Origin of the sequence: Nocardiopsis lambiniae (assembly GCF_031845465.1) — a bacterium.
GTDB classification, from domain to species: Bacteria; Actinomycetota; Actinomycetes; order Streptosporangiales; family Streptosporangiaceae; genus Nocardiopsis; species Nocardiopsis lambiniae.
In genome coordinates this window covers 23,187-44,088 of record NZ_JAVREP010000006.1, presented here as the reverse complement: position 1 = coordinate 44,088, position 20,902 = coordinate 23,187, and the positions used below count along the sequence as shown (strand labels likewise).

Here is a 20,902-nt window from a genome sequence, read left to right as displayed (position 1 = left end):
ATGAGCGATGCGTCCCTGCCCCCCGGGGCCTCGTCCCCCCGTGAACGCGGCCGTGACGACGAGCGCGGGCGCGAGGTCCGGCGTGACGACGTCCCCGAGCGCGAGAGCGGGACCGCAGCGCCCTCCCCCGTTCCGGGCGGGGCGAGCGGCTCGACGATGGCGTTGATCCTGCACGCCTTGACGTTCCTGTGCTGCGCCAACTGGATCTTCGGGATCGCCGGGATCGTCTTCGCCGTGCGGGCCGCGCACGCGCGCGACCGGGGGATGCCGGACAGGGCCGAGGTGCTCACCCGGTACTCCTGGTACTGCCTGGGCGCGGCGGGGGTGATGCTGTTCGTCATGCTGGTGTTGACGGGCGTGGTGTTCACCCAGGCGGGGTCGTGGATCCAGGGCGTCGTTCCGGTGACCAACTACTGACCGGGGAACCCGTTCCGGCTCCCCGGCGTCCGAATCCGTGAGTGCGGGTACACCAGGTGTCATGAGGGAGAGGGAGCGGATGCAGGGGAGTACCGGTGGGCCGAAGGCCTTCTGGGAGCGCGAGCAGGGCTCGGCCACGCGCTCCGTGGCGCCCTCCGCACCCGCGCCCGGGCGGCCCCTCACCGCGCCCGCCCGGTCCCCCTCCACCGCCTTCTCCGTGCACCCGCCCGCCCCGGTACCGATCGGCCCGCCCGCCCGGGTGGGCGGGACCGTCGCCGCCCTGGTGGTGGCGCTCCTGACCCTGACGGGGCCGATCCTCGGGGCCTACCTCGGGTTGTGGTTCCTCCTGTTGGGTTCCAACGTCCCCGGTATCACCCTCGCCATCGTGGCGCTGACCCGGATCCCCGACGCCCCCGAGGTCGAACGGTTCCTCAGGTACACGTGGGCCTGCAACTTCGCCTACATCGGGCTGAACGCCGTTCTGGCGGTGTTCGTGCTCCTCATGTTGGCGATGATCATCCTCCTCGGATACTGAGATCCCAGCGCCGTCCCGTCGACGACGGCACACCGTCGTCCTCCTCCCCATCCTCGAAGGAATCGTCCTCCCGTGAACAACGACCCCGACCCGTACCGCCCCGACGCCTCCTCCTACGGCGACCCCTCCGCGGGGTACGGCCCGTACGGCGAAGCCCCCTACCAGGACACGACCGGAGGTCATGCCGGTCACTCCGCGCACGGCGGATACGACGGATACGGCGGTTACGGCCCGGCCGGGTACGGACCGCCCGCGTACGGGCCCGCCGTCCCGATGGCCCCGTACGCGCTCCCGAAGGCGGAGCACGAGGGGAGCGCCACGGTCGCCCTGGTGCTGTCCTGTGTCCAGTTGGTCCTGTGCTGCGGTCTCACCGCGATCCCCGGGATCGTCCTGGGGGCCCTGGCGTTGGGAGAGAAACAGGACCTGGAGCGCGGGGCCCGCCTCACCAGGAACGCCTGGATCTCGGTCTGGGTGAACCTCGGGATCATCGGCCTCGTGATCCTCGGCTACGTCGGGATCCTCTTCTACGCGGTCGTCGCCGGCTCCTGACCCGGGCATGTTCGAGGCCGTGCGCGCGTTGCATCTGTGGCCGTCCCCTGGAGAACGAAGGTTCCGTGTGTCCTGCCTGATCGTGCAGTCCGACAAGACCCTCCTGTTGGAGGTCGACCACGAGCTCGCCGACGAGTGCCGCCGCACCATCGCCCCCTTCGCCGAGTTGGAGCGCGCGCCCGAACACGTGCACACCTACCGGATCACCCCGTTGGCGCTGTGGAACGCGCGTGCCGCGGGGCACGACGCCGAGCAGGTGGTCGACGCACTCATCCGCTTCTCCAAGTTCCCGGTGCCGCACTCCCTGCTGGTGGACATCACCGAGACGATGGACCGGTACGGGCGGCTGCGCCTCGAAGGCGATCCCGCGCACGGGCTGATCCTGCGCTCCTCGGACCGGGCGGTACTGGAGGAGGTCCTCCGGGCCAAGCGCCTCAGGGGGATGCTGGGCGACCGGCTCGACGACGACTCCGTCGTCGTCCACCCCAGTGAGCGCGGCAACCTCAAACAGGCGCTGTTGAGGATCGGCTGGCCCGCCGAGGACCTGGCCGGTCACGTCGACGGTGAGGCACACCGGATCGACCTGGCCCAGGACGGCTGGGAGCTGCGCGACTACCAGCGGGCGGCGGCGGAGGGCTTCCACGCGGGCGGTTCGGGAGTGGTGGTCCTGCCCTGCGGTGCGGGCAAGACCGTGGTGGGCGCGGCGGCGATGGCGATGACCGGGGCGACCACGCTCATCCTGGTCACCAACACCGTCTCCGTGCACCAGTGGAAGACCGAGCTGCTGCGGCGGACCACCCTCACCGAGGACGAGATCGGCGAGTACTCGGGGTCCCGCAAGGAGATCCGGCCGGTCACCATCGCCACCTACCAGGTGATGGCGGCCAGACGGAAGGGCGTGTACACGCACCTGGAGCTGTTCGACGCCCGTGACTGGGGGCTGGTGATCTACGACGAGGTGCACCTGTTGCCCGCGCCGATCTTCCGGATGACCGCCGATCTCCAGGCCCGCCGCCGGCTGGGACTGACCGCGACCCTGGTACGCGAGGACGGCCGCGAGGGGGACGTGTTCTCGCTCATCGGACCCAAGCGGTACGACGCCCCGTGGAAGGACATGGAGAACCAGGGGTGGATCGCCCCGGCCGACTGCGTCGAGGTGCGCGTGGACCTGTCGGAGGCCGAGCGATTGGCGTACGCGACGGCCGAGCCCGAGGACAAGTACCGGTTCTGCGCGTCCTCGGAGACCAAGACGGCGGTGGTGCGGGAGTTGGTGGAGCGGCACACCGACGAGCAGGTGCTGGTCATCGGTTCCTACATCGACCAGCTGGACGAACTCGGCGAGGCCCTGGACTCCCCGGTGATCAAGGGCGAGACCCGCACCAAGGAGCGGGAGCGGCTGTTCGACGCCTTCCGCGCCGGCGACCTGCGCACCCTGGTGGTGTCCAAGGTCGCGAACTTCTCGATCGACCTGCCCGAGGCGGGCGTGGCGATCCAGGTGTCGGGGTCGTTCGGGTCCCGGCAGGAGGAGGCGCAGCGGCTGGGTCGGGTGCTGCGGCCCAAGTCGGACGGCCGGTCGGCCCGGTTCTACGCGGTGATCGCCCGGGACACCGTGGACCAGGACTACGCGGCGCACCGGCAGCGGTTCCTGGCCGAGCAGGGGTACGCCTACCGGATCACCGACGCCGCCGACCTCCTGGCCGGCGGTGAGGTCTGAGGGCCGAGGCGGGGGCCTCGGAACTCAGAAGGAGGGCAGTCCGCCCATCACGTACGTACCGGCGGCGATGACCCAGGCGATCAGGGAGTAGCTCAGGGTCCGCACGCGCAGGGGCCGGTCGTCACGGACGCCCGGCACCGCGAAGGCGGCGACCAGGAGGGCCAGGCCGAGCAGCGCGGGGATCGCCGAGGCCAGTGAGAAGAGCTGGGTCTGGGCGGCGCACGCGGCGTAGCCGGGGGTGCCGGGATCACCACAGAACACGTCGTACCCCGATCGGATCGTTCAGTGCGGACGGGACACCCCGACCGTACCGTTTCGGCGAGGGCTCCTCCGTCGTCGGTGCCGACCGTATCCGAAACACGTTCGGTTCTTTCGTGATCCAGGACACTCCTCCCCTTTACACGAGACGGATCCGTGTCCAATCATGGGCTGGACAGCGCCCCCCGGCACCCCCTCACGGAGGTCCTCCATGCCCGACCGCACCGGCTTCCACTCCCTCCGCGACGGCGGCCTGAACTGGGATTCGCTCCCGCTCAAGCTGTTCGCCAAGGGCAACGCCAGGTTCTGGGACCCGGCCGACATCGATCTGGACAGGGACGCCGAGGACTGGAAGGGCGTCAACGAGCCCTCCCGGGAGCGCATCCTCCGTCTGTGCGCGTTCTTCGCCGCGGGAGAGGAGGCCGTCACCGAGGACCTCCAGCCCTTCCTCCGCGCCATGGCCGCCGAGGGCAGGCTCGGCGACGAGATGTACCTGACCCAGTTCGCGTTCGAGGAGGCCAAGCACGTCCAGGCGTTCCGGCTGTGGCTGGACGCCATCGGCGTGTACGAGGACCTGCACGCCTACGTGGAGGAGAACCCGGGTTACCGGACCCTGTTCTACGAGGAGCTGCCCGCCTCGTTGGAGGCGCTGCTGGAGGACCCGAGCCCGCGCAACCAGGTGCGCGCCTCGGTCACCTACAACCACATCATCGAGGGTTCCCTGGCGCTGACCGGGTACTACGCCTGGAACCACATCTGCACCGTGCGCGACATCTTCCCCGGGATGCGGCGGATCGTGCGCCGGATCGGCGACGACGAACGCCGGCACATGGCGTGGGGGACCTTCACCTGTCGTCGGCACGTGGCCGCCGACGACTCCAACTGGGCGGTGGTGAACGAACGCCTGGAGGAACTGCTGCCGCACGTGATGGCCACCGTCGAACGCGGCGAGAACGCCTCGGAGGTCTCCCCCGACAACGCCCGCTACGAACTGCCGCCGGGCGAGCTGCTCCGCTACGCGACCGACCGGGCGATGCGCCGACTGGGCGCCATCGAGTCGGCCCGCGGCGTGCCCATGGCTCAGATCGACATGGACGCCTCCCCCGAACGGTTGGAGGAGCGGTTCGGCGAGGAGGACCGGGCCGCCATGGCGAGGCTGTGAGAACGGGGACGGGGCGGGTCCACGGGACGCGCCCCGGGCTCGACGGCCCTCGAACGGCAGCGGGTCGATGACGACGGCGGAGGCGACCGCCCCGGTGCGCGGCGGCCCGTGCGGCGCGAGGTCCACCGCGGCGGAGTCCGTCGGACCCTACGGCGCCCCGTGAGGCGGCGTGACGATCGCGTCCTCACCGTGCCACAGCTCTCGACGGCCGCGTTCGGCCTCCAGGGCGATCCGGCCGAACGGTTCCGACCGCCAGTCGCCGTCCGGACCGAGGTGGTTGGCGTAGAGCACCTCGCCGTCGCGGGAGAGCACGTAGAGCGAGTCCACCAGCCGGTGGGTCTCCAGGAACTCGATCGTGTTGGGCACGCCCTGGTAGAAGCGGTCGTGCAGGGTCTCCGGCAACCACCGGCCGAAACCCTGGTCCTCGCGGGAACGGCGATGGCGGTCCATGAGCGAGAAGCGGCTGTTGGAGGCGTGCACGGCCACGAACGCCACCTCGACCCGGTACTCCGCCGCGCGGAAGCCGCCCACCCACTCCGCGGCCCAGTCCGCACGCCCCAACGGGTGGCTGCACAGCACGTCCACCCGGCCGGCGCGGATGTGCTCCATGGCGAGCCCGTGCAGCACGCCGACCTGCCGGGCCACCGTGCGCGAGGCCGTCCGGTCGTCGAGGCCCATCGCCCACTCGTAGTCCGGGGACGTCCGCAGGAGGTCGTCGCCGTCGTAGCTCACCGTGCCCTCGGGCAGGGCCGGCAGCAGCAGGCGTTGCAGGGTGGACTTGCCCGAACCCGGTTGCCCGCCGAACAGCAGCGCACGGGGGTGTTCGCGCGCGGGCCCGGTCAGCCGCCCGCGCAGGGCCAGGTCGAAGAGGTCGGCCGCGACCTCGTCGGTGAGGGGGTTCGGGCTCTCGGGGGTGACCCCGGTGGGCGACGGCGCGGGGGTGGCGCGCAGTTCGGCGAGGGTCGCGGCCAGCTCCTCGTTGACCTTCTCGATCTCGGCCGGGGTGAGGAACGCTGAGCGGGCCTCACGGGCCAGCAGCTCGGCGGCGCGGTCGCGCAGTCCTCGGGCCGTGCAGGCGCCGATGGCTGCGCTGAACAGGTTGTAGGCCCGCTCTCGGGCCAGGCGCTGTTCGGTGGTCTGGGGAGGGATGCCCCCGGCGACGCTGTCCGCGAGGAGGGGGCGGATCGCGTCGAGGGTCGAGCGCGGTCTCTCGACCGGTGCCGCCGCCCCGGGTTCGAGTGCGCCGGGGGTCGAGGTGGTGTCCATCGCCATGCCGTCACCCTTTCGAGGGCCCGTGGTCGGTCCCACAGTCGCTGACACAGGGTGATGGTAGTGCGTTCCGTTCCCCCGGGAGGGCCGTTTCGGTGGCCGACCCCGGCCGTCGGAGTCGACCGCGGCCCCCGTGGTGTGAGCACGGGGGCCGCGGTCGGACCGGGCGGCAGGGGGCCCCGCCCGGTCTCAGGGGGTCAGACCGCCGAGCAGACCACCTCGGGCACCGTGTTGGTGCCGTGGTGGGAGCCGGTGAACCCGAAACCGGTACTGGCGCCCGCCGCGAGGGCTCCGCCCCACTCCGGGTTGAGGGCGGTCACCGAGGCGCCGGACGAGGTCAGTCGCGCGTTCCAGGACTGGGTGACGGCCTGCCCGTCGGCGAACGTCCACTCGACCCGCCAGGCGTCGATCGCCGTGTTCGCGGTGATGGTGACCGTGGCCTGGAAGCCGACGCCCCAGTCGTTGTCGACGCGGTACTCCGCGGTGCAGTCGCCGTCGGCGGGCTCGGAGGGCTCCTCCGAGGGGTCGGTGGGCTGTTCCGTGGGATCGGTGGGCTGTTCCGTGGGCGTCCCGGTGGCGTTGACCGCCATCTCGTAGGCCAGGTGGGGGACGAAGGACCCGGCCGATCCGGCACAGCCGTCCGCCTCGCCGGGGAGCTTGACCCACAGGTAGGCGTCGATGACGGGGTCACCGGTGTCCGTGGTGCTCGGGGTGCCCAACGCGCGCCCCTGCGGGTCGCACCACTCGCCGTCGGGGGCGGGGCCGTTGCCGTTGCGGCTGGTGTCGATCACGGCGCCCAGGCCGGAGACCCCGGTGGCGTTGATGACCGCCTTGGCGAAGGCGACCTCGTCGGCGGTGGTGCGGTAGTTCGAGGTGTTGGTGGAGACGCCGTCGGCGCTGCCGGCGATGTCGGCCCCGTTGAGCAGTTCGGCGGCGCGGCCGGGGGTGAGCCACGCCGAGTGGCCGATGTCGAAGTAGACGCGGGCCTGCGAGGAGCCCGCCTTGAGGGCCTTGCCCGCGTAGGCCATGGAGTCCAGCAGCGCCTGTCGGCCCTGGGGGTCGCTGCAACCGCTGACCAGGGGCAGGGCGTCGGGTTCGAGGACGATGTGCGCGGGTCGGCCCTGGAGGCCGGCGGCGACCTCGTCCACCCACTGGCGGTAGGCCTCGTGGGAGGGCGCCCCGCCGCCGCTGTGGTTGCCGCAGTCGCGACCCGGGATGTTGTAGACGACCAGGATGGGCACCTGACCGGCCGCGTCGGCCGCGCCGACCAGGGCGTCCACCTGACCGCGCACGGTGGCCGGGTCGTGCCGGGTGAACCAGGTGCCCTGGGCGACCGAGGCGATGCGGTCCTCGATGAGGGAGGCCCGGGGGTCGGAGGGGTTGGCCTCCACCCAGCGGGCCGCGGAGGTGTCGGGGTTGACGTAGAAGCCGGAATCGGCGGACGCGGGGACCACGGTGAGGGTCACCGCGGCCGCGGCCAGGGCCATGACGAGCCCGGCCGCGGCGCCCAGTGCCGCGCGCAGGCGGGATGTGCGGGTCATGCGTTGTTCCTTTGAGCAGATCGAAGGTACGTCGAATGATCCCCACCACCTGGGAGCGCTCCCATTAGTTCCGCAACCTACCCCGTGCCCGAGGTGCCCGCACAGGGGGCGACCCACGGTGTTTCCCAATGGTTATCTTCACATCACATCCCCCGGGCGCACCCCGCCACCGCGTCCGCCCCGGGACCTGTTCCGCGTCCGCTCGCCCCTCCGCGCGACACCCCGGGCAGGCCCCCACCCGTCCACCCCGTGCGGGGTCCTCGACGGACGCCCTGCGGCCGACGGCGTCCCCTTCACGACGGACGGCGTCCACGGCACACGTCCTAGGCTGGACCCCATGTCCGCCTCCACCACACCGCCCGCCGTGATCGACGCCCTCGCCTGGGTGCACGTACGCGACGGCAAGGTCCTGTGCGTCCGCTCGCGCGGGCGCGACGTGTTCTACTCCCCCGGGGGCAAACGCGAGCCCGGGGAGTCCGACGAACAGGCCGTGGCCCGCGAGGCCCACGAAGAGGTCGGCGTCACCCTGACCCCCGGCACCTTCCGTCTCGTCACCGTCGTCGACGAGGTGGCGCACGACCAGGCGCCCGGCACACGGGTACGGATGGCCTGCTACGCGGCCGACCACGAGGGGGAGCCCCGCCCCAGCGCGGAGGTGTCCGAGATCGCCTGGATCGGCCACGCCGACCGGGGGTCGTGCGCCCCCGCCACCCAGCGGCTCATCGAGGTCCTGCACCTCACCGGCGAGCTGAGCTGACCGGGGTCCCCGAAAACCAGTGGTAGCGACGGAGGGCCGGCCGTTACAGTCCTGAGACTGTGCGCGACCTTCCCCAGCCTCCGGGCGAACCCGACCATCGTTCCGCCGACCGTTATCTGCTGTGGTTGACGCGGAAGGAATGGCCGTCCCTCCTGTGGGCCGGCCTCCTCGCCGGCGGGTACACCGCGACCACCGTCCTGATGTCCGCCGCCATCGGAGCGACACTGGACTCCGGGCTCGACACCCGCTCCGTACTGACGTGGTTCGGGGTGCTGGCCGCGATCATCGTGATCGGTGTGGTGCTCATCCCGCCGACGCACCGGGCGGAGTGCTTCAACTGGTACGCCTCCGCCTACCGGACCGTGCAGGTGGTCTGCTCCCGATCCGCCGACCTGGGGCCCACGCTCACCCGGAGGCTGCCCTCCGGTGAGGTGGTCGCCGTGGGCACCGAGGACATCGACCGGATCGGCGACTTCTACGAGCGGTCGTCCATGATCGCGGGCTCCCTGGTGTCCGTGGTGGCGGTGGCCGTCCTCATGCTCACCTCGCACGTCGTCTTCGGACTCATCGTGCTCGTCGCGGTCCCGCTGATCATGCTCGGCATCGTCCCGGTGCTGCGCCCCCTGTCCCGGCGCCAGGAGCACCAGCGCGGCCGGACCGCCGAACTCACCACGCGGGCCTCGGACCTGGTCGCGGGGCTGCGCGTGCTCCGCGGTGTGGGCGGTGAGCGCACGGTCGGCGAACGCTACCGGGACGAGTCCCAGAAGGTGCGCGCCGCCGGCGTGCGGGTGGGCTGGATGGACGCCGCGCTCCAGGCCCTGCGCGAGCTGTACCCGGGCCTGCTCCTGGTCGGGATCATCTGGTACGGCGCCCGCCTGGCCCTCGACGGGGAGATCACCATCGGACAGCTCGTGGCGTTCTACGGGTTCACCACCAACCTGGCCATGGCCGTCCGCTACCTGATGCACTCCGCGTCCCTGTACATCTCCGCGCGGGTGGCCGCCGGACGGGTGGTCCGGGTGCTGTCCCTGGACCACGATCACCCCGACCCGGTCGACCCGGCCGATCCTCCCACGGGCCCCTACGGTCTCCACGACCCCGCCAGCGGGGTGCGCGTCCCCGCCGGTCGACTGACCGGCGTGGTGTGCGCCGATCCCGGGGACGCCACCGCGATCTCCGCCCGACTCGGACGCTACGAGGAGGGCGGGCGCCTGGTGGAGGAGGCCACCGGGCGTGCGATCGCCCTGGCCGAGCTGCCGTTGCGCGACGTGCGGCGCCGCGTCCTGGTGGCCACCAACGAGGCCCACCTGTTCTCCGGGCGGCTGCGCGACGAACTCGCGCCCGACGGCGGCCTGTCCGAGGACCGGCTGGCGGAGGTGGTGCGCGTCGCCGCCGCCGAGGACGTGATCCGCCAGTCCCCCGCCGGGTGGGACGTGACGCTCACCGAACGCGCCCGCGAGTACTCCGGCGGCCAGCAGCAGCGGCTGCGGCTGGCGCGGGCGTTGGCCCAGGACCCCGACGTCCTGGTCCTGGTGGAACCGGCCTCCGCCGTGGACGCCCACTCCGAGGCGGCCATCGGCGCCCGGCTGGCGGCCGAGCGCGCCGGGCGCACCACCGCGCTGATCACGGCGAGCCCGCTGCTGCTGGACCGCACCGACCACGTGCAGTTCGTCCGCGACGGCCGGATCGTCGCCGAGGGCGGACACCACGACCTGCTGGTGACCGAACCCGACTACGCCGCCACCGTCCTGCGCACCACCGTCCTGGAGGAACAACCGTGACCCGGACCGCCGAACCTCCCGTGCCCGCGCGGGCCCTGCTGCCCGTCGCGCCGCCACCGATGGTGTGGTCGCGACTGCGCGTCCTGGGCCGCAGGCACGGCGGTGCCCTGATCACGGTGATCGGCCTGTACGCGCTGGCGGCGCTGGCCGCACTGGTGCCGCCGTGGATGCTGGGCCGGATCATCGACGCGGTGCGCGCCTCGGCGGACCCCGAGCGGATCGACCTGATGGCGGCCCTCATCGTCGGCGCCCTGCTGTGCCACGCCGGACTCACCCTGGTGTCGGTGGCGCTGTCCATCCGGTTCGGCGAGGCGATCCTGGCCGAACTGCGCGAGGCGTTCGTCCGGGCGGTCCTGCGTCTGCCGCTCGGCACGGTGGAGCGCGCGGGCAGCGGTGACCTCATGGCGCGCACCGGCCGCGACGTCGGCCACCTCAGCCACACCGTCCGCCACTCGATCCCGGTGATGGTGGTGAGCGGGGTGACGGTGGTGGTGATCTTCGGCGCGTTCACCGCCCTGCACCCGGCCCTCCTCCTCGCCTGGCTGCCCTCGGCGGCGATCATCTGGACGAGCACCCGCTGGTACGCCCGGCGCGCACCGGCCGGGTACCTGCGGGAACTGGACACCTACTCCGAGCTCACCCAGGGTGTGACCGACACCGTCGAGGGGGCGCACACCCTGGAGGCGCTGGGCCGGCAGGACCGGCAGCGGGAGCGGACCGACGCGCGGGTCCGCGGTTCCTACCTGGCCGAGCGCTACACGCTGTGGCTGCGGACCGTGTGGTATCCGACGCTGGAGTTCTCCTACCTGCTCCCGACGGCGGTGACCTTCCTGGTGGCGGCGTACCTGCACACCCAGGGCGCGCTGACGGTCGGGCAGATCGCCACGGCGATGTTCCTCGCCGTGCAGGTGGTGAGGCCGCTGGACCTGCTCATCGACCAGGTCGACAGTCTGATGATGGGGTTCACCAGCCTGCGCCGGCTCATCGGCGTGGAGCTGGCGGAGGAGGACGTGGACGCCACGACCGCGGACCGGGGGACGCCGGGCACCGTCGAGATCTCCAACGTGCGCTTCGGCTACACCGACACCGAGGTCCTGCACGGGGTCGACCTGACCCTGGTGCCGGGCGAACGGCTGGCCATGGTGGGTCCGAGCGGCGCGGGCAAGTCCACCCTGGGCAAGCTGATCGCGGGCATCCACACGCCCACGTCGGGAAGCGTCCGGGTGGGCGGAACGGACCTGACGGGGGTCGCCCCGGAGATCCGCCGGGAGAAGACGATCCTGCTGAGCCAGGAGAGCCACGTGTTCCGGGGCACCGTCGCCGAGAACCTGGCGCTGGCCTTGGACCGGGAGGCGGTCGACCACGACGTCCTGTGGCGGGCGCTGGCGGCGGTGGACGCCGACGCCTGGGTGCGGTCCCTGCCCGACGGGCTGGACACGAAGGTGGGCTCGGGCGAGCTCGTCCTGGACCCGGCCCACGTCCAGCAGTTGGCCTTGGCGCGGGTGGTGCTGGCCGATCCGGAGGTGCTGGTGCTGGACGAGGCGACGTCGCTGATGGATCCGCGTTCGGCCCGTCACCTGGAGCGTTCCCTGGCCGGTGTGCTGGAGGGACGCACGGTGGTGGCGATCGCCCACCGGCTGCACACCGCCCACGACGCCGACCGCATCGCGGTCGTCGAGGACGGCCGGATCACCGAGTCGGGCACCCACGACGAGCTCCTCGCCGCCGGGGGCTCCTACGCCGCCCTCTGGCACGCCTGGCACGGCGACACCTGACCGCGGGGATGCGCGGGGGCTCCTCCGGCGGATCCGGACCACGGCACGACCGGCGCCGACCGTCGGGCACGTCCGGCTCTCGCCGGGCGCCGCGAAGGCGGACCCATCGCGACGTCCCCGTGTCCGGGGCGGTCTCCGTCATGGCACGAACGCGTCCCGTCCGGCACCTCCGGCCAGGGGGCGTGACGCTCCGCGCACCCGGCCGCCCGACGCTTCGCGGAACGACCCCCCGACGCCCCCGGTGGGGTACGGGACGCGGCCGGGGCGGCGGCCGGAGGACACCCGGGAAACGCGGAACCGGGCGGCCCCGAGGGGCCGCCCGGTCGTCGCGGGCGAGGTCGCGTATCCGGACCTCGAACTCATGGACCTCTTAGAAGTCCATACCGCCCATGCCACCGGTCGGGTCCGCCGCGGGGGCGGACTTCTCCGGCTTCTCGGCGATGACGACCTCGGTGGTCAGGAACAGGCCGGCGATGGACGCCGCGTTCTGAAGAGCCGAGCGGGTGACCTTGGTCGGGTCGATGACGCCGTCCTTGAACAGGTCGGTGTACTCACCGGTGGCGGCGTTGAGGCCGAAACCGGGCTCCAGGTTGCGGACCTTGTCCGCCACGACGCCGCCTTCGAGGCCGGCGTTGGCGGCGATCTGCTTCAGCGGCTCGGCGATGGCGCGACGAACGATGTCGGCACCGATGGCCTCGTCGCCTTCGAGGTCCAGCTTCTCGAAGGCGGGGACGCTGGCCTGGAGCAGGGCCACACCGCCACCGGGGAGGATGCCCTCCTCGACCGCGGCCTTGGCGTTGCGGACGGCGTCCTCGATGCGGTGCTTGCGCTCCTTGAGCTCCACCTCGGTGGCGGCACCGGCCTTGATGACCGCGACGCCGCCGGCCAGGCGGGCGAGGCGCTCCTGGAGCTTCTCGCGGTCGTAGTCGGAGTCGGTGCGCTCGATCTCGTTGCGGATCTCGTTCACGCGACCGGCGATGGCGGTGGCGTCACCGGCACCGTCGACGATGGTGGTCTCGTCCTTGGTGACCACGATCTTGCGGGCGCGGCCCAGCATGTCGATCTCGGTGTTCTCAAGCTTGAGACCGACCTCTTCGGTGATGACCTGGCCGCCGGTCAGCACGGCGATGTCGCCGAGCTGGGCCTTGCGACGGTCACCGAAGCCCGGGGCCTTGACGGCGACGGACTTGAAGGTGCCGCGGATCTTGTTGACGACCAGGGTCTGAAGCGCACCCTGCTCGACGTCCTCGGCGATGACGACCAGCGGACGGCCGGCCTGGAGGACCTTCTCCACGATCGGAAGGAACTCGTTGTTGTTCGAGATCTTCTGGTTCGCGATGAGGATGTACGGGTCCTCAAGGACCGTCTCCATGCGCTCCAGGTCGGTGGCGAAGTAGGGCGAGATGTAGCCCTTGTCGAAGCGCATGCCCTCGGCGAGCTCCAGTTCGAGCCCGAAGGTCTGCCCCTCCTCGACGGTGATGACGCCTTCCTTGCCGACCTTGTCCATCGCCTCGGCGATGGTCTCGCCGATCTGGGTGTCGCCGGCGGAGATGGAGGCGGTGGAGGCGATCTGCTCCTTGGTCTCGATCTCCTTGGAGAGGTTGCCCAGCTCCTCGCTGATGCGCGCCACGGCGGCTTCGATGCCGCGCTTGAGACCGACCGGGTTGGCGCCGGCGGCGACGTTGCGCAGGCCCTCGCGTACGAGCGCCTGGGCCAGCACGGTGGCGGTGGTGGTGCCGTCACCCGCGACGTCGTCGGTCTTCTTGGCGACCTCCTTGACGAGCTCGGCCCCGATCTTCTCCCACGGGTCCTCGAGTTCGATCTCCTTGGCGATGGAGACACCATCGTTGGTGATGGTGGGGGCGCCCCACTTCTTCTCCAGGACGACGTTGCGACCCTTGGGGCCGAGCGTGACCTTGACGGCGTCCGCGAGCTGGTTCATTCCGCGCTCAAGGCCGCGACGGGCCTCCTCGTCGAACGCGATCAGTTTGGCTGCCATTGAGTTCTTGTCCTCCCGTGACCGGGCTGATACGCGATGGGACGAGGCGTGCGCCCGCGACGGACGACCGCGGACCCACCGGCGACCCTGTTGCCGGGGGCCGCGATCTCGCAGCCTCGATCCGGTTTAGCACTCAGCCTGGGCGAGTGCTAACCAGATCCCTTTTTAGCACTCGGCATGGGAGAGTGCAAACGATGTGGTCACGATTCCACCACCTCTTCATCATGCATCTACCTGCGCAAACGCCCCATGACCTCAGGTTTCTCCGCTGCGGGCGGACGGACTCAGGCGGAGATCCGACGCATCGCGCGGGAGCCCAGGCCCAGCACGAGGACGGTCAGGATCAGGGCCACCGCCCAGCCGACGCCCACGGCGGCCGACCACTCACCGGCGAACAGGGCGCGTTCGGCGTCGACCACGTACGCGATCGGGTTGAGCCGCGACAGTGTGTACAGCCAGCCCGGCGCCAGGTCCATCGGCAGCAGCACGCCCGACAGCAGCATCAGCGGCATGACGGCGGTCTGGACGATGGAGGCGAACACGTAGGTCTGCCCGACCTTGAGCGCGACCAGGTAGGACAGCGCCGACAGGCCGATCCCCAGTACGACGAGCAGGAGGAGTCCGACGACGAACCCGAGGAGGGGGACGCGGAACCCGAAGGGCACGACCAGCACGACGACGAGCGTCATCTGCACGGCCATGACGGACACGTCGCGCAGTACCCGGCCCAGCAGCAGCGCCACCCGGCTCGCCGGCGTGGCCATCAGCCGTTCGTGCGCCCCGGAGGCGATCTCCGGCAGCAGCCCGAACCCGGCGAACCCGGCGGTGAACAGGGCGAGCATGACCAGCAGTCCGGGTACGAACCACTGCCAGGGGTTCTGCCCCTGGGCCCCGGCCAGACCGGTGAGCAGGGGCGAGAACAGCACCAGGTACAGGATCGGCTGGAGCATGCCGAACAGCAGGAACACCGGCCGGTGGAGCAGGGGCCGCATCTGGCGGGCGAAGATCAGCCCGGTGTCCCGGATGACGGAGGGTCGGGCGGTGGCGATGTCGGTGGTCACGGGTTCTCCTCCCGCAGGCTGCGGCCGGTCAGGGTCAGGAAGACGTCGTCGAGGGTGGGGCGCTGCACCCGCACCGAGGCGAGGGGGACCCCGGCGGAGTCCAGGGCCCGCAGCAGGTCGGGCAGGACCGTGTCACCGCGTTCGACCCGCAGGCGCACCTCGGTCTCCCGGCCGGTGACGATCTCGACCTCGCCGGCGCCGGAGAGGTTCCCGGCGATCTTCGCGCCGGTGGGCGCGGCGGTCTCGTCGGCGACGGTGAACGTGACGAGGTCGCCGGAGACCCCGCCCTTGAGCTCGTCGGCGGTGCCGTCGGCGATGACCCTGCCGTGGTCGATGACCAGGATCCGTTCGGCCGCCTCATCGGCCTCGTCGAGGTAGTGGGTGGTGAGCACGATCGTGGTGCCGGTGCGTTCGCGCAGGCGGGTGACGTGCTCCCACAGGTTGGCCCGGCTGTGCGGATCCAGTCCGGTGGAGGGCTCGTCCAGGAACAGCAGCGGGGGTTCGTGGACGAGTCCCATGGCGATGTCGAGGCGTCGGCGCTGCCCGCCGGAGAGCTTGGTGACCTCACGGTCGGTGGTGCCGGACAGTTCGAGCATGTCGAGCAGGTCGGCGGTGCGGCGCCGGGCGGTGGCCCGGTCCAGCCCGTAGAGCAGCCCCTGGGTGTAGAGCTCCTCTCCGGCGCGCTGGTCCTCCCCCGCACCGTGGCCCTGGCCGACGAACCCGATCCGGCGGCGCACCTCGGCGGGTTCGGTGAGCACGTCGCGACCGGCGACGACGGCGGTGCCCGAGGTGGGTTCGAGCAGGGTGGTGAGCATCCGCAAGGTGGTGGACTTGCCCGCGCCGTTGGGACCCAGGAGGGCGACGAGTTCGCCCGCGGCGATGTCGATGTCGATCCCTCGGACCGCTTCGAGGGTCTCCCGGCCCACGCGGAAGTGTTTGGTGAGATCCCGTGTCCGGATCATCCGCGACTCCTCTTCACAGTTGAACGTGGTCGAGTCTGCCCAACACCGCGGCCATATTCAAGTTTTAATATCGAGGTCGGGGTCGGCCGCGGGGCGCTCCCCTGAGGGCGGCGCCCGGTGGGCCGGCGGGCCGGCCCTCAGCCCCGCGGTGCCTCGACCGGGGGCAGGCCGAAGGCGGACGGGCTGTCGTCGGCCATCGTGTAACGCCCCTCCTCCAGCTCGCGGATCAGCCCCCGGCTCCACTCGATGCCCATGTCCACGGCCATCCGCCACAGGGTGAGGAGCGGGCGCACGTGCTCGGGCCCGTCCCACCCCCCGGTGCCCGCCCGGGCGGCCTCCGACGTCCGGACACCGCTCTCCTCCAGCCCGGCGATCCGCTCCTCCAGCAGGGAGACGACCTCCGCGCGCGGCAGCGAGGTCATCAGGGTGACCCCGGCGCACAGCAGCGCGTGATCGTCACCCGTGTGGGAGAGCGCCTTGCGCAGCAGCCGGTGCAGCTCGGCCTCGCCCTCCTCGGTGATCTCGTACGAGATCCGGTCCACCACCTCGTCGCCCTCGGCGGTGAACCCGCGCAACCGGCCCTCGGCGGTGAGCTTGCGCAGCGCGTGGTAGATCGACCCCCACTTGACGTTGGCCCACTCCGAGGCGCCCCAGTCCATGAGTTCGCGACCGACCCGATACCCGTGAGCGCGCCCCGACATGCGCACCACACCCAGCACCAACAACCGCGTCGCCGACATCGCCGCCTCATCCGAAGAGCCCCTGTGGGACTCCAGGTTAAGACCCGCCGTCGAAGCGGTGACCACTCGGTGCGGGGCCGGTTCGGCCCCGCTCACAGCGCCTGGAAGTAGCGAACGATCGGCAGGGGGGCGAGCCCCGCCTTCTCGTAGGCGCGCCGGGCCGGGGCGTGGCCCTCGTCCCCGCCGGTCTCGATCATGGCGACGCCCATGCCCTGGTCACGGATCCAGTCCACGGCGTGCCCGGTGAGGGCGACCCCCACCCCGGCCCGCTGGTGATCGGGGTCCACCGCCAGCAGGGTCACCTCGCCCATGTCCTCCTCGGATCGGATCCGCACGGCGTAGAACCCGGCGATCTCCCCCTCCCGCAGGGCCACCCGCACGAGGGTCTCCCCATCATCGATGGCGTCCGCGACCGCCGTCCGCTGGCTCACCCGCCAGTCGGGGATCATCCGGTCGTAGAGGACCGCGCCCAGCGCCTCGCGCAGCGAGGCGTGCACCGGCTCCCAGGCCCGCAGCGACAGCTCCAGCAGGGTCTCGCGGTCGTCGCCCCGGATGTCCCTGATCTCGATGTCCATGGCGGCACCGTAGTGGGGTCCGCCGCCGACGGGCAAAGGTTTTCTCCCGGCCCGCCGACCGCGCTCCCCGGCCCGCCCCGGGACGAGGGCGGCCCCGCGTCCTCCGGAGAGGACGCGGGGCCGGGGAGCCGCCGGGCCTCGCGAGCCGACGGAGTTCGGGGGACGGGGCCGAAGGCCCCGGGTGGTGGAGGGCGACGGAGGGGATCAGCCCCCCGCGACCGCCGGAATGATCGAGATGTTCGCGCCGTCGGCGATCTCGGTCTGGAGCCCCTTCGCGAAGCGCACGTCCTCGTCACCGACGTAGACGTTGACGAAACGGCGCACCTTGCCGTTGTCGTCCAGGATGCGCGCCCGGATGCCGGGGTGGTTGGCCTCCAGATCGTCGAGGATCTCGGCGAGGGTGCCGCCCTGGGCGGTCACCTCGGCGGCGTCGTCGGTGTAGGTGCGCAGGATGGTGGGCACGCGGACGCTGGCGCTCATGGCGTTTCTCTCTCGTGGTCGTGGACAGGAGGGCCCCGGGGCGTGGCGCCGCCCCGGGGGGCGAGGGGTCAGGCCAGGCCGGCCTCGGTGAACGCCTTCAGGGACGGCGCGATGGTGGCCGTCACGCCGGCGTCGACGGCGTTGAGGGTCTTGAGACCGTCGCCGGTGTTGAGGACGACCGTCTCGGCCTTCGGGTCGAGCCGCCCCTCGCGGACCAGCTTGCGGAGCACACCGGTGGTGACACCGCCGGCGGTCTCGGCGAAGATGCCCTCGGTACGGGCGAGCAGCGCGATCGCCTCGACGATCTCGGCGTCGTCCACGTGTTCCACCGAACCGCCGGTGCGGTGGGCGATGTCGAGCACGTACGGCCCGTCCGCCGGGTTGCCGATGGCCAGCGACTTGGCGATGGTGTCCGGCTTGACGGGCTGGATGACGTCCAGACCCTTCTCCCAGGCCCGCGCGACCGGGGAGCATCCGGTGGCCTGCGCGCCGAAGATCCGGTAGGGCCGGTCCTCCACCAGGCCCAGCCTGATCAGCTCCTGGAAGCCCTTGTCGATCTTGGTGAGCTGCGAGCCGGAGGCGATGGGGACGACGATCTGCTCGGGCAGGCGCCACCCGAGCTGTTCGGCGATCTCGTAGGCCAGCGTCTTGGAGCCCTCGCCGTAGTAGGGGCGCAGGTTGACGTTGACGAAACCCCAGCCCTCGCCCGCCTCGTCACCGATGAGCTCGGAGCAGAACCGGTTGACGTCGTCGTAGTTGCCGTCGATGGCCACGACCTTGCCGCCGTAGACGGCGGCCATGACCACCTTGGCGTCCTCCAGACCGGCGGGGATGAACACGCAGGACTCGAACCCGGCCCGGGCGGCGGCAGCGCCGACGGCGCCGGCCAGGTTGCCGGTGGAGGAGCAGGACAGCGTGGTGAACCCGAAGGTGCGGGCGGCCTCGACCGCGATGGCGACCACACGGTCCTTGAAGGAGTGGGTGGGGTTACCGGAGTCGTCCTTGACGTACAGGGAGTCCAGGCCCAGTTCGGCGGCGAGGCGGTCGGCCTTGACCAGGGGGGTCAGCCCGGGGTTCATGTTGGGCAGCTCGGCCACGTTCGCCGGGACGGGCAGGAGGTGCCGGTAGCGCCAGATGTTGTTGGGGCCGCTCTCGATGTCGGCGCGGGTGACGGTGCCGAAGTCGTAGGCCACCTCTAGGGGGCCGAAACAGAATTCGCAGGCGAACCGGGGGGCGAGGTCGTAGCGCTCGCCGCATTCGCGACAGGACAGCGCGGTACCGGGGCCGAAGGCGCGGACGGAGGTGGGTGCGGTGGCGGTCATCGCCATGGCGAGGCGTCTCCCCTCATCTTCCCTGGCGGACACTTTGTCCCCAGGCCGGAGTTGGCACCTGTCCCGGCCGCCCCGCGAGATCCGCGAGTGTCGATGTACGCCGAGATGGTTGCCGGGGCTTCGCAGGGCCGGTCCCTCCACCCCTCTGGATGAGCAATATGAAGTTGTGGTGTTCTCCGCCGGCCCCTTCCGGACCCGGCACGGTCACTGTAACGGACGTGTTGACCGGTTTTCCATCGTGCGTGATCCGGGTAACACGAACCGACTCACATGGTGAGACGGCACTGATCCGGGCCGGGGCGGTGCACGTGCTCTGTTTCGTACGCGTGACGTCGCACTCCGATGACCTGGTGGGGGTTTGGGGCGCGCGTCGACAGGCGAGACCTAGGGTGCGTCCTCCTCCGTTCACCGTCCGTTCCCCATACCGGGCGGATCGCGGGCCCCGGGGGCCGTTTCCGTATCCTTCGGCACCGAGACCGTTTCGCGCATTCCGAGAGGACGACCACGTGGACAAGGCGCAGATCCTCATCGCCTCCAACCGAGGACCCGTGTCCTTCTCGATCACCGACGAGGGCTCCCTGGAGCACCGCCGCGGTGGCGGTGGACTCGTCTCCGGCATGATCTCGGTGGCCACCGAGGTCGACGGCGTCTGGGTGTGCGCCGCCCTGTCGGACGCCGACCGGCGGGCCGCCGCCGAGTCCCCCGAGGCACGGCTGGACCTGCGGTACGACCTGGAGGGCATGCGGGTCCACATGTTGGACATCCCGGAGGAGACGCTCAAGGGCGCCTACACCGAGATCGCCAACTCGACCCTGTGGTTCGTGCAGCACATGCTGTACGACACCCCGAACAAGCCCTCGTTCGGCTCCGGGTTCCGACGGTCGTGGGAGGACTACACCGCCTACAACAACGCCTTCGCCGAGGCGCTGGTGGCCGGTGCCGCCGACAACGCCCGCGTGGCCGTGCAGGACTACCACCTGGCCCTCGTGCCGCGCGTCCTGCGGGCCCGCCGCCCGGACCTGCGCATCGCGCACTTCTCGCACACCCCGTGGGCGCCGCCGGAGTACTTCCGGATGCTGCCCGACGACATCGCCCGGGATCTGTTGACGGGCATGCTCGGCGCCGACCGGCTGGGGTTCCTCAGCCCGCGCTGGGCCAACGCCTTCCTGCGCTGCTGCGCGGAGATCCTGCGCGCGGACGTGGACCTCGCGAGCGGGACCGTGGAGTACGGCGGCCGGATCATCCGGGTGGGCGTGCACGCGCTGGGCGCCGACGAGGCGGGGTTGCGCGAGAGCGCCGCCGAACCGCTGGTCGGGGTGCGCCGGGAGATGCTGGAGGAGTTGGTCGGCGACCGGAAGCTGATCGTGCGGGTCGACCGGACCGAACTCTCCAAGAACATCGTGCGGGGCCTGGAGGCGTACCGGGAGCTGCTGCGCTCCCACCCGGAGTGGCACGGCCGGGTGACCCATCTGGCGTTCGCCTACCCCAGCCGGGGCGACGTCCCCGAATACCGCGAGTACACCGACTCGGTGCTGCGGGTGGCCAAGGAGATCAACGCGGAGTTCGCGACCGCCGACTGGACGCCGCTGGTCCTGGAGGTCAACGACGACTACCCGCGTTCGCTCGCGTCGTTCCAGTTGGCGGACGTGCTGCTGGTCAACCCGATCCGGGACGGGATGAACCTGGTCGCCAAGGAGGGCCCGGTGCTGTCGGAGCGGGACTCCGTGCTGGTGCTGTCGCGGGAGGCGGGCGCCGCCGACGAGCTGGGCGAGGACGCCCTGACGGTCAACCCCTACGACACCGTGGAGACGGCGCGGGCCCTGCACCGGGCGCTGTCGATGCCCCCCGAGGAGCGACGGAGGCGACGCGAGCGGCTGGCCGAGGCCGCGATGGCGCTGCCGCCGCGCCGGTGGTTCCAGGACCAGTTGCGCTCCCTCGGCTGAGGCCCCGACGGGAGGTCGGTCTCCCCCGCGCGGGGGAGGTGGACGGTCGGGTC

At 71.4% G+C, this 20,902-nt stretch carries 19 protein-coding genes and 1 riboswitch; of the genes, 9 read left to right on the top strand and 10 right to left on the bottom strand.

Annotation, left to right across the window (positions count from 1 at the left end):
* From RM479_RS10965 to RM479_RS10950, 4 genes are all read left to right on the top strand, one after another.
* Entirely contained in the window at positions 1 to 417 is a 417-nt protein-coding gene (locus RM479_RS10965) for a CD225/dispanin family protein (RefSeq protein WP_311511609.1), read from the top strand.
* Positions 418 to 478: 61 nt separating this feature from the next.
* Positions 479 to 952 (top strand): hypothetical protein, encoded by a 474-nt coding sequence (locus tag RM479_RS10960; protein ID WP_311511608.1) that lies wholly within the window; start codon positions 479 to 481, stop codon positions 950 to 952.
* Between the two features lie 72 nt (positions 953 to 1,024).
* Positions 1,025 to 1,501 (top strand): hypothetical protein, encoded by a 477-nt coding sequence (locus tag RM479_RS10955; protein WP_311511607.1) that lies wholly within the window; start codon positions 1,025 to 1,027, stop codon positions 1,499 to 1,501.
* A 67-nt stretch (positions 1,502 to 1,568) separates the two neighbouring features.
* The gene (locus RM479_RS10950; protein WP_311511606.1) at positions 1,569 to 3,215 is read left to right on the top strand and encodes a DNA repair helicase XPB; all 1,647 of its coding nucleotides are present in this window, start codon (positions 1,569 to 1,571) and stop codon (positions 3,213 to 3,215) included.
* A gap of 24 nt (positions 3,216 to 3,239) precedes the next feature.
* Here RM479_RS10950 and RM479_RS10945 read toward each other — a convergent pair whose 3' ends face one another.
* Complete coding sequence (locus tag RM479_RS10945; RefSeq protein ID WP_311511605.1) at positions 3,240 to 3,476, bottom strand: hypothetical protein; 237 nt, start codon at positions 3,474 to 3,476, stop codon at positions 3,240 to 3,242.
* Positions 3,477 to 3,684: 208 nt separating this feature from the next.
* Between RM479_RS10945 and RM479_RS10940 the strand changes: the two genes are divergently transcribed.
* Entirely contained in the window at positions 3,685 to 4,635 is a 951-nt protein-coding gene (locus RM479_RS10940) for a R2-like ligand-binding oxidase (protein WP_311511604.1), read from the top strand.
* 147 nt (positions 4,636 to 4,782) lie between these two features.
* Here the strand turns inward: RM479_RS10940 and RM479_RS10935 are convergent, their stop codons facing one another.
* Together RM479_RS10935 and RM479_RS10930 are read right to left on the bottom strand one after the other, a co-directional pair.
* Complete coding sequence (locus RM479_RS10935) at positions 4,783 to 5,901, bottom strand: zeta toxin family protein (protein WP_397221972.1); 1,119 nt, start codon at positions 5,899 to 5,901, stop codon at positions 4,783 to 4,785.
* Positions 5,902 to 6,101: 200 nt separating this feature from the next.
* Positions 6,102 to 7,445 (bottom strand): glycoside hydrolase family 6 protein, encoded by a 1,344-nt coding sequence (locus RM479_RS10930; RefSeq protein WP_311511602.1) that lies wholly within the window; start codon positions 7,443 to 7,445, stop codon positions 6,102 to 6,104.
* Between the two features lie 337 nt (positions 7,446 to 7,782).
* On the opposite strand from RM479_RS10930, the gene RM479_RS10925 reads away from it, so the two are divergent.
* The 3 genes from RM479_RS10925 to RM479_RS10915 are packed head-to-tail and all read left to right on the top strand — an operon-like array spanning position 7,783 to position 11,758.
* Complete coding sequence (locus RM479_RS10925; RefSeq protein ID WP_311511601.1) at positions 7,783 to 8,202, top strand: NUDIX hydrolase; 420 nt, start codon at positions 7,783 to 7,785, stop codon at positions 8,200 to 8,202.
* Positions 8,203 to 8,261: 59 nt separating this feature from the next.
* Positions 8,262 to 9,983, top strand: coding sequence for an ABC transporter ATP-binding protein (locus RM479_RS10920; RefSeq protein WP_311511600.1), 1,722 nt, complete (start codon positions 8,262 to 8,264; stop codon positions 9,981 to 9,983).
* A complete protein-coding gene (locus RM479_RS10915) occupies positions 9,980 to 11,758 on the top strand; it encodes an ABC transporter ATP-binding protein (RefSeq protein ID WP_311511599.1) in 1,779 nt (592 codons plus the stop codon). Before RM479_RS10920 ends, RM479_RS10915 begins: the two co-directional genes overlap by 4 nt.
* Before the next feature lie 370 nt (positions 11,759 to 12,128).
* Here the strand turns inward: RM479_RS10915 and groL are convergent, their stop codons facing one another.
* From groL to thrC, 7 genes are all read right to left on the bottom strand, one after another.
* Positions 12,129 to 13,757, bottom strand: a complete 1,629-nt coding sequence (groL, locus tag RM479_RS10910; protein ID WP_274808355.1) for a chaperonin GroEL — start codon at positions 13,755 to 13,757, stop codon at positions 12,129 to 12,131.
* A 284-nt stretch (positions 13,758 to 14,041) separates the two neighbouring features.
* Positions 14,042 to 14,818 (bottom strand): ABC transporter permease, encoded by a 777-nt coding sequence (locus RM479_RS10905; RefSeq protein ID WP_311511598.1) that lies wholly within the window; start codon positions 14,816 to 14,818, stop codon positions 14,042 to 14,044.
* Positions 14,815 to 15,780 carry an ATP-binding cassette domain-containing protein gene (locus RM479_RS10900; protein ID WP_311511597.1) on the bottom strand — a complete coding sequence of 322 codons (966 nt, stop codon included), beginning with the start codon at positions 15,778 to 15,780 and terminating at the stop codon, positions 14,815 to 14,817. The genes RM479_RS10905 and RM479_RS10900 overlap by 4 nt, the downstream gene beginning before the upstream one ends.
* A gap of 137 nt (positions 15,781 to 15,917) precedes the next feature.
* The gene (locus RM479_RS10895; protein ID WP_311511596.1) at positions 15,918 to 16,520 is read right to left on the bottom strand and encodes a PadR family transcriptional regulator; all 603 of its coding nucleotides are present in this window, start codon (positions 16,518 to 16,520) and stop codon (positions 15,918 to 15,920) included.
* Between the two features lie 92 nt (positions 16,521 to 16,612).
* Positions 16,613 to 17,095 carry a GNAT family N-acetyltransferase gene (locus RM479_RS10890; RefSeq protein WP_311511595.1) on the bottom strand — a complete coding sequence of 161 codons (483 nt, stop codon included), beginning with the start codon at positions 17,093 to 17,095 and terminating at the stop codon, positions 16,613 to 16,615.
* 204 nt (positions 17,096 to 17,299) lie between these two features.
* Positions 17,300 to 17,575: a ubiquitin-like small modifier protein 1 gene (locus RM479_RS10885; protein WP_274808360.1), complete on the bottom strand. Its 276-nt coding sequence runs from the start codon at positions 17,573 to 17,575 to the stop codon at positions 17,300 to 17,302.
* A gap of 68 nt (positions 17,576 to 17,643) precedes the next feature.
* Entirely contained in the window at positions 17,644 to 18,903 is a 1,260-nt protein-coding gene (thrC, locus tag RM479_RS10880; protein ID WP_311511594.1) for a threonine synthase, read from the bottom strand.
* A 13-nt stretch (positions 18,904 to 18,916) separates the two neighbouring features.
* Positions 18,917 to 19,062, bottom strand: a riboswitch (SAM riboswitch).
* A 350-nt stretch (positions 19,063 to 19,412) separates the two neighbouring features.
* Here thrC and RM479_RS10875 point away from each other — a divergent pair.
* Positions 19,413 to 20,849, top strand: a complete 1,437-nt coding sequence (locus RM479_RS10875) for an alpha,alpha-trehalose-phosphate synthase (UDP-forming) (RefSeq protein WP_311511593.1) — start codon at positions 19,413 to 19,415, stop codon at positions 20,847 to 20,849.
* The last annotated feature ends 53 nt before the right edge of the window (positions 20,850 to 20,902 follow it).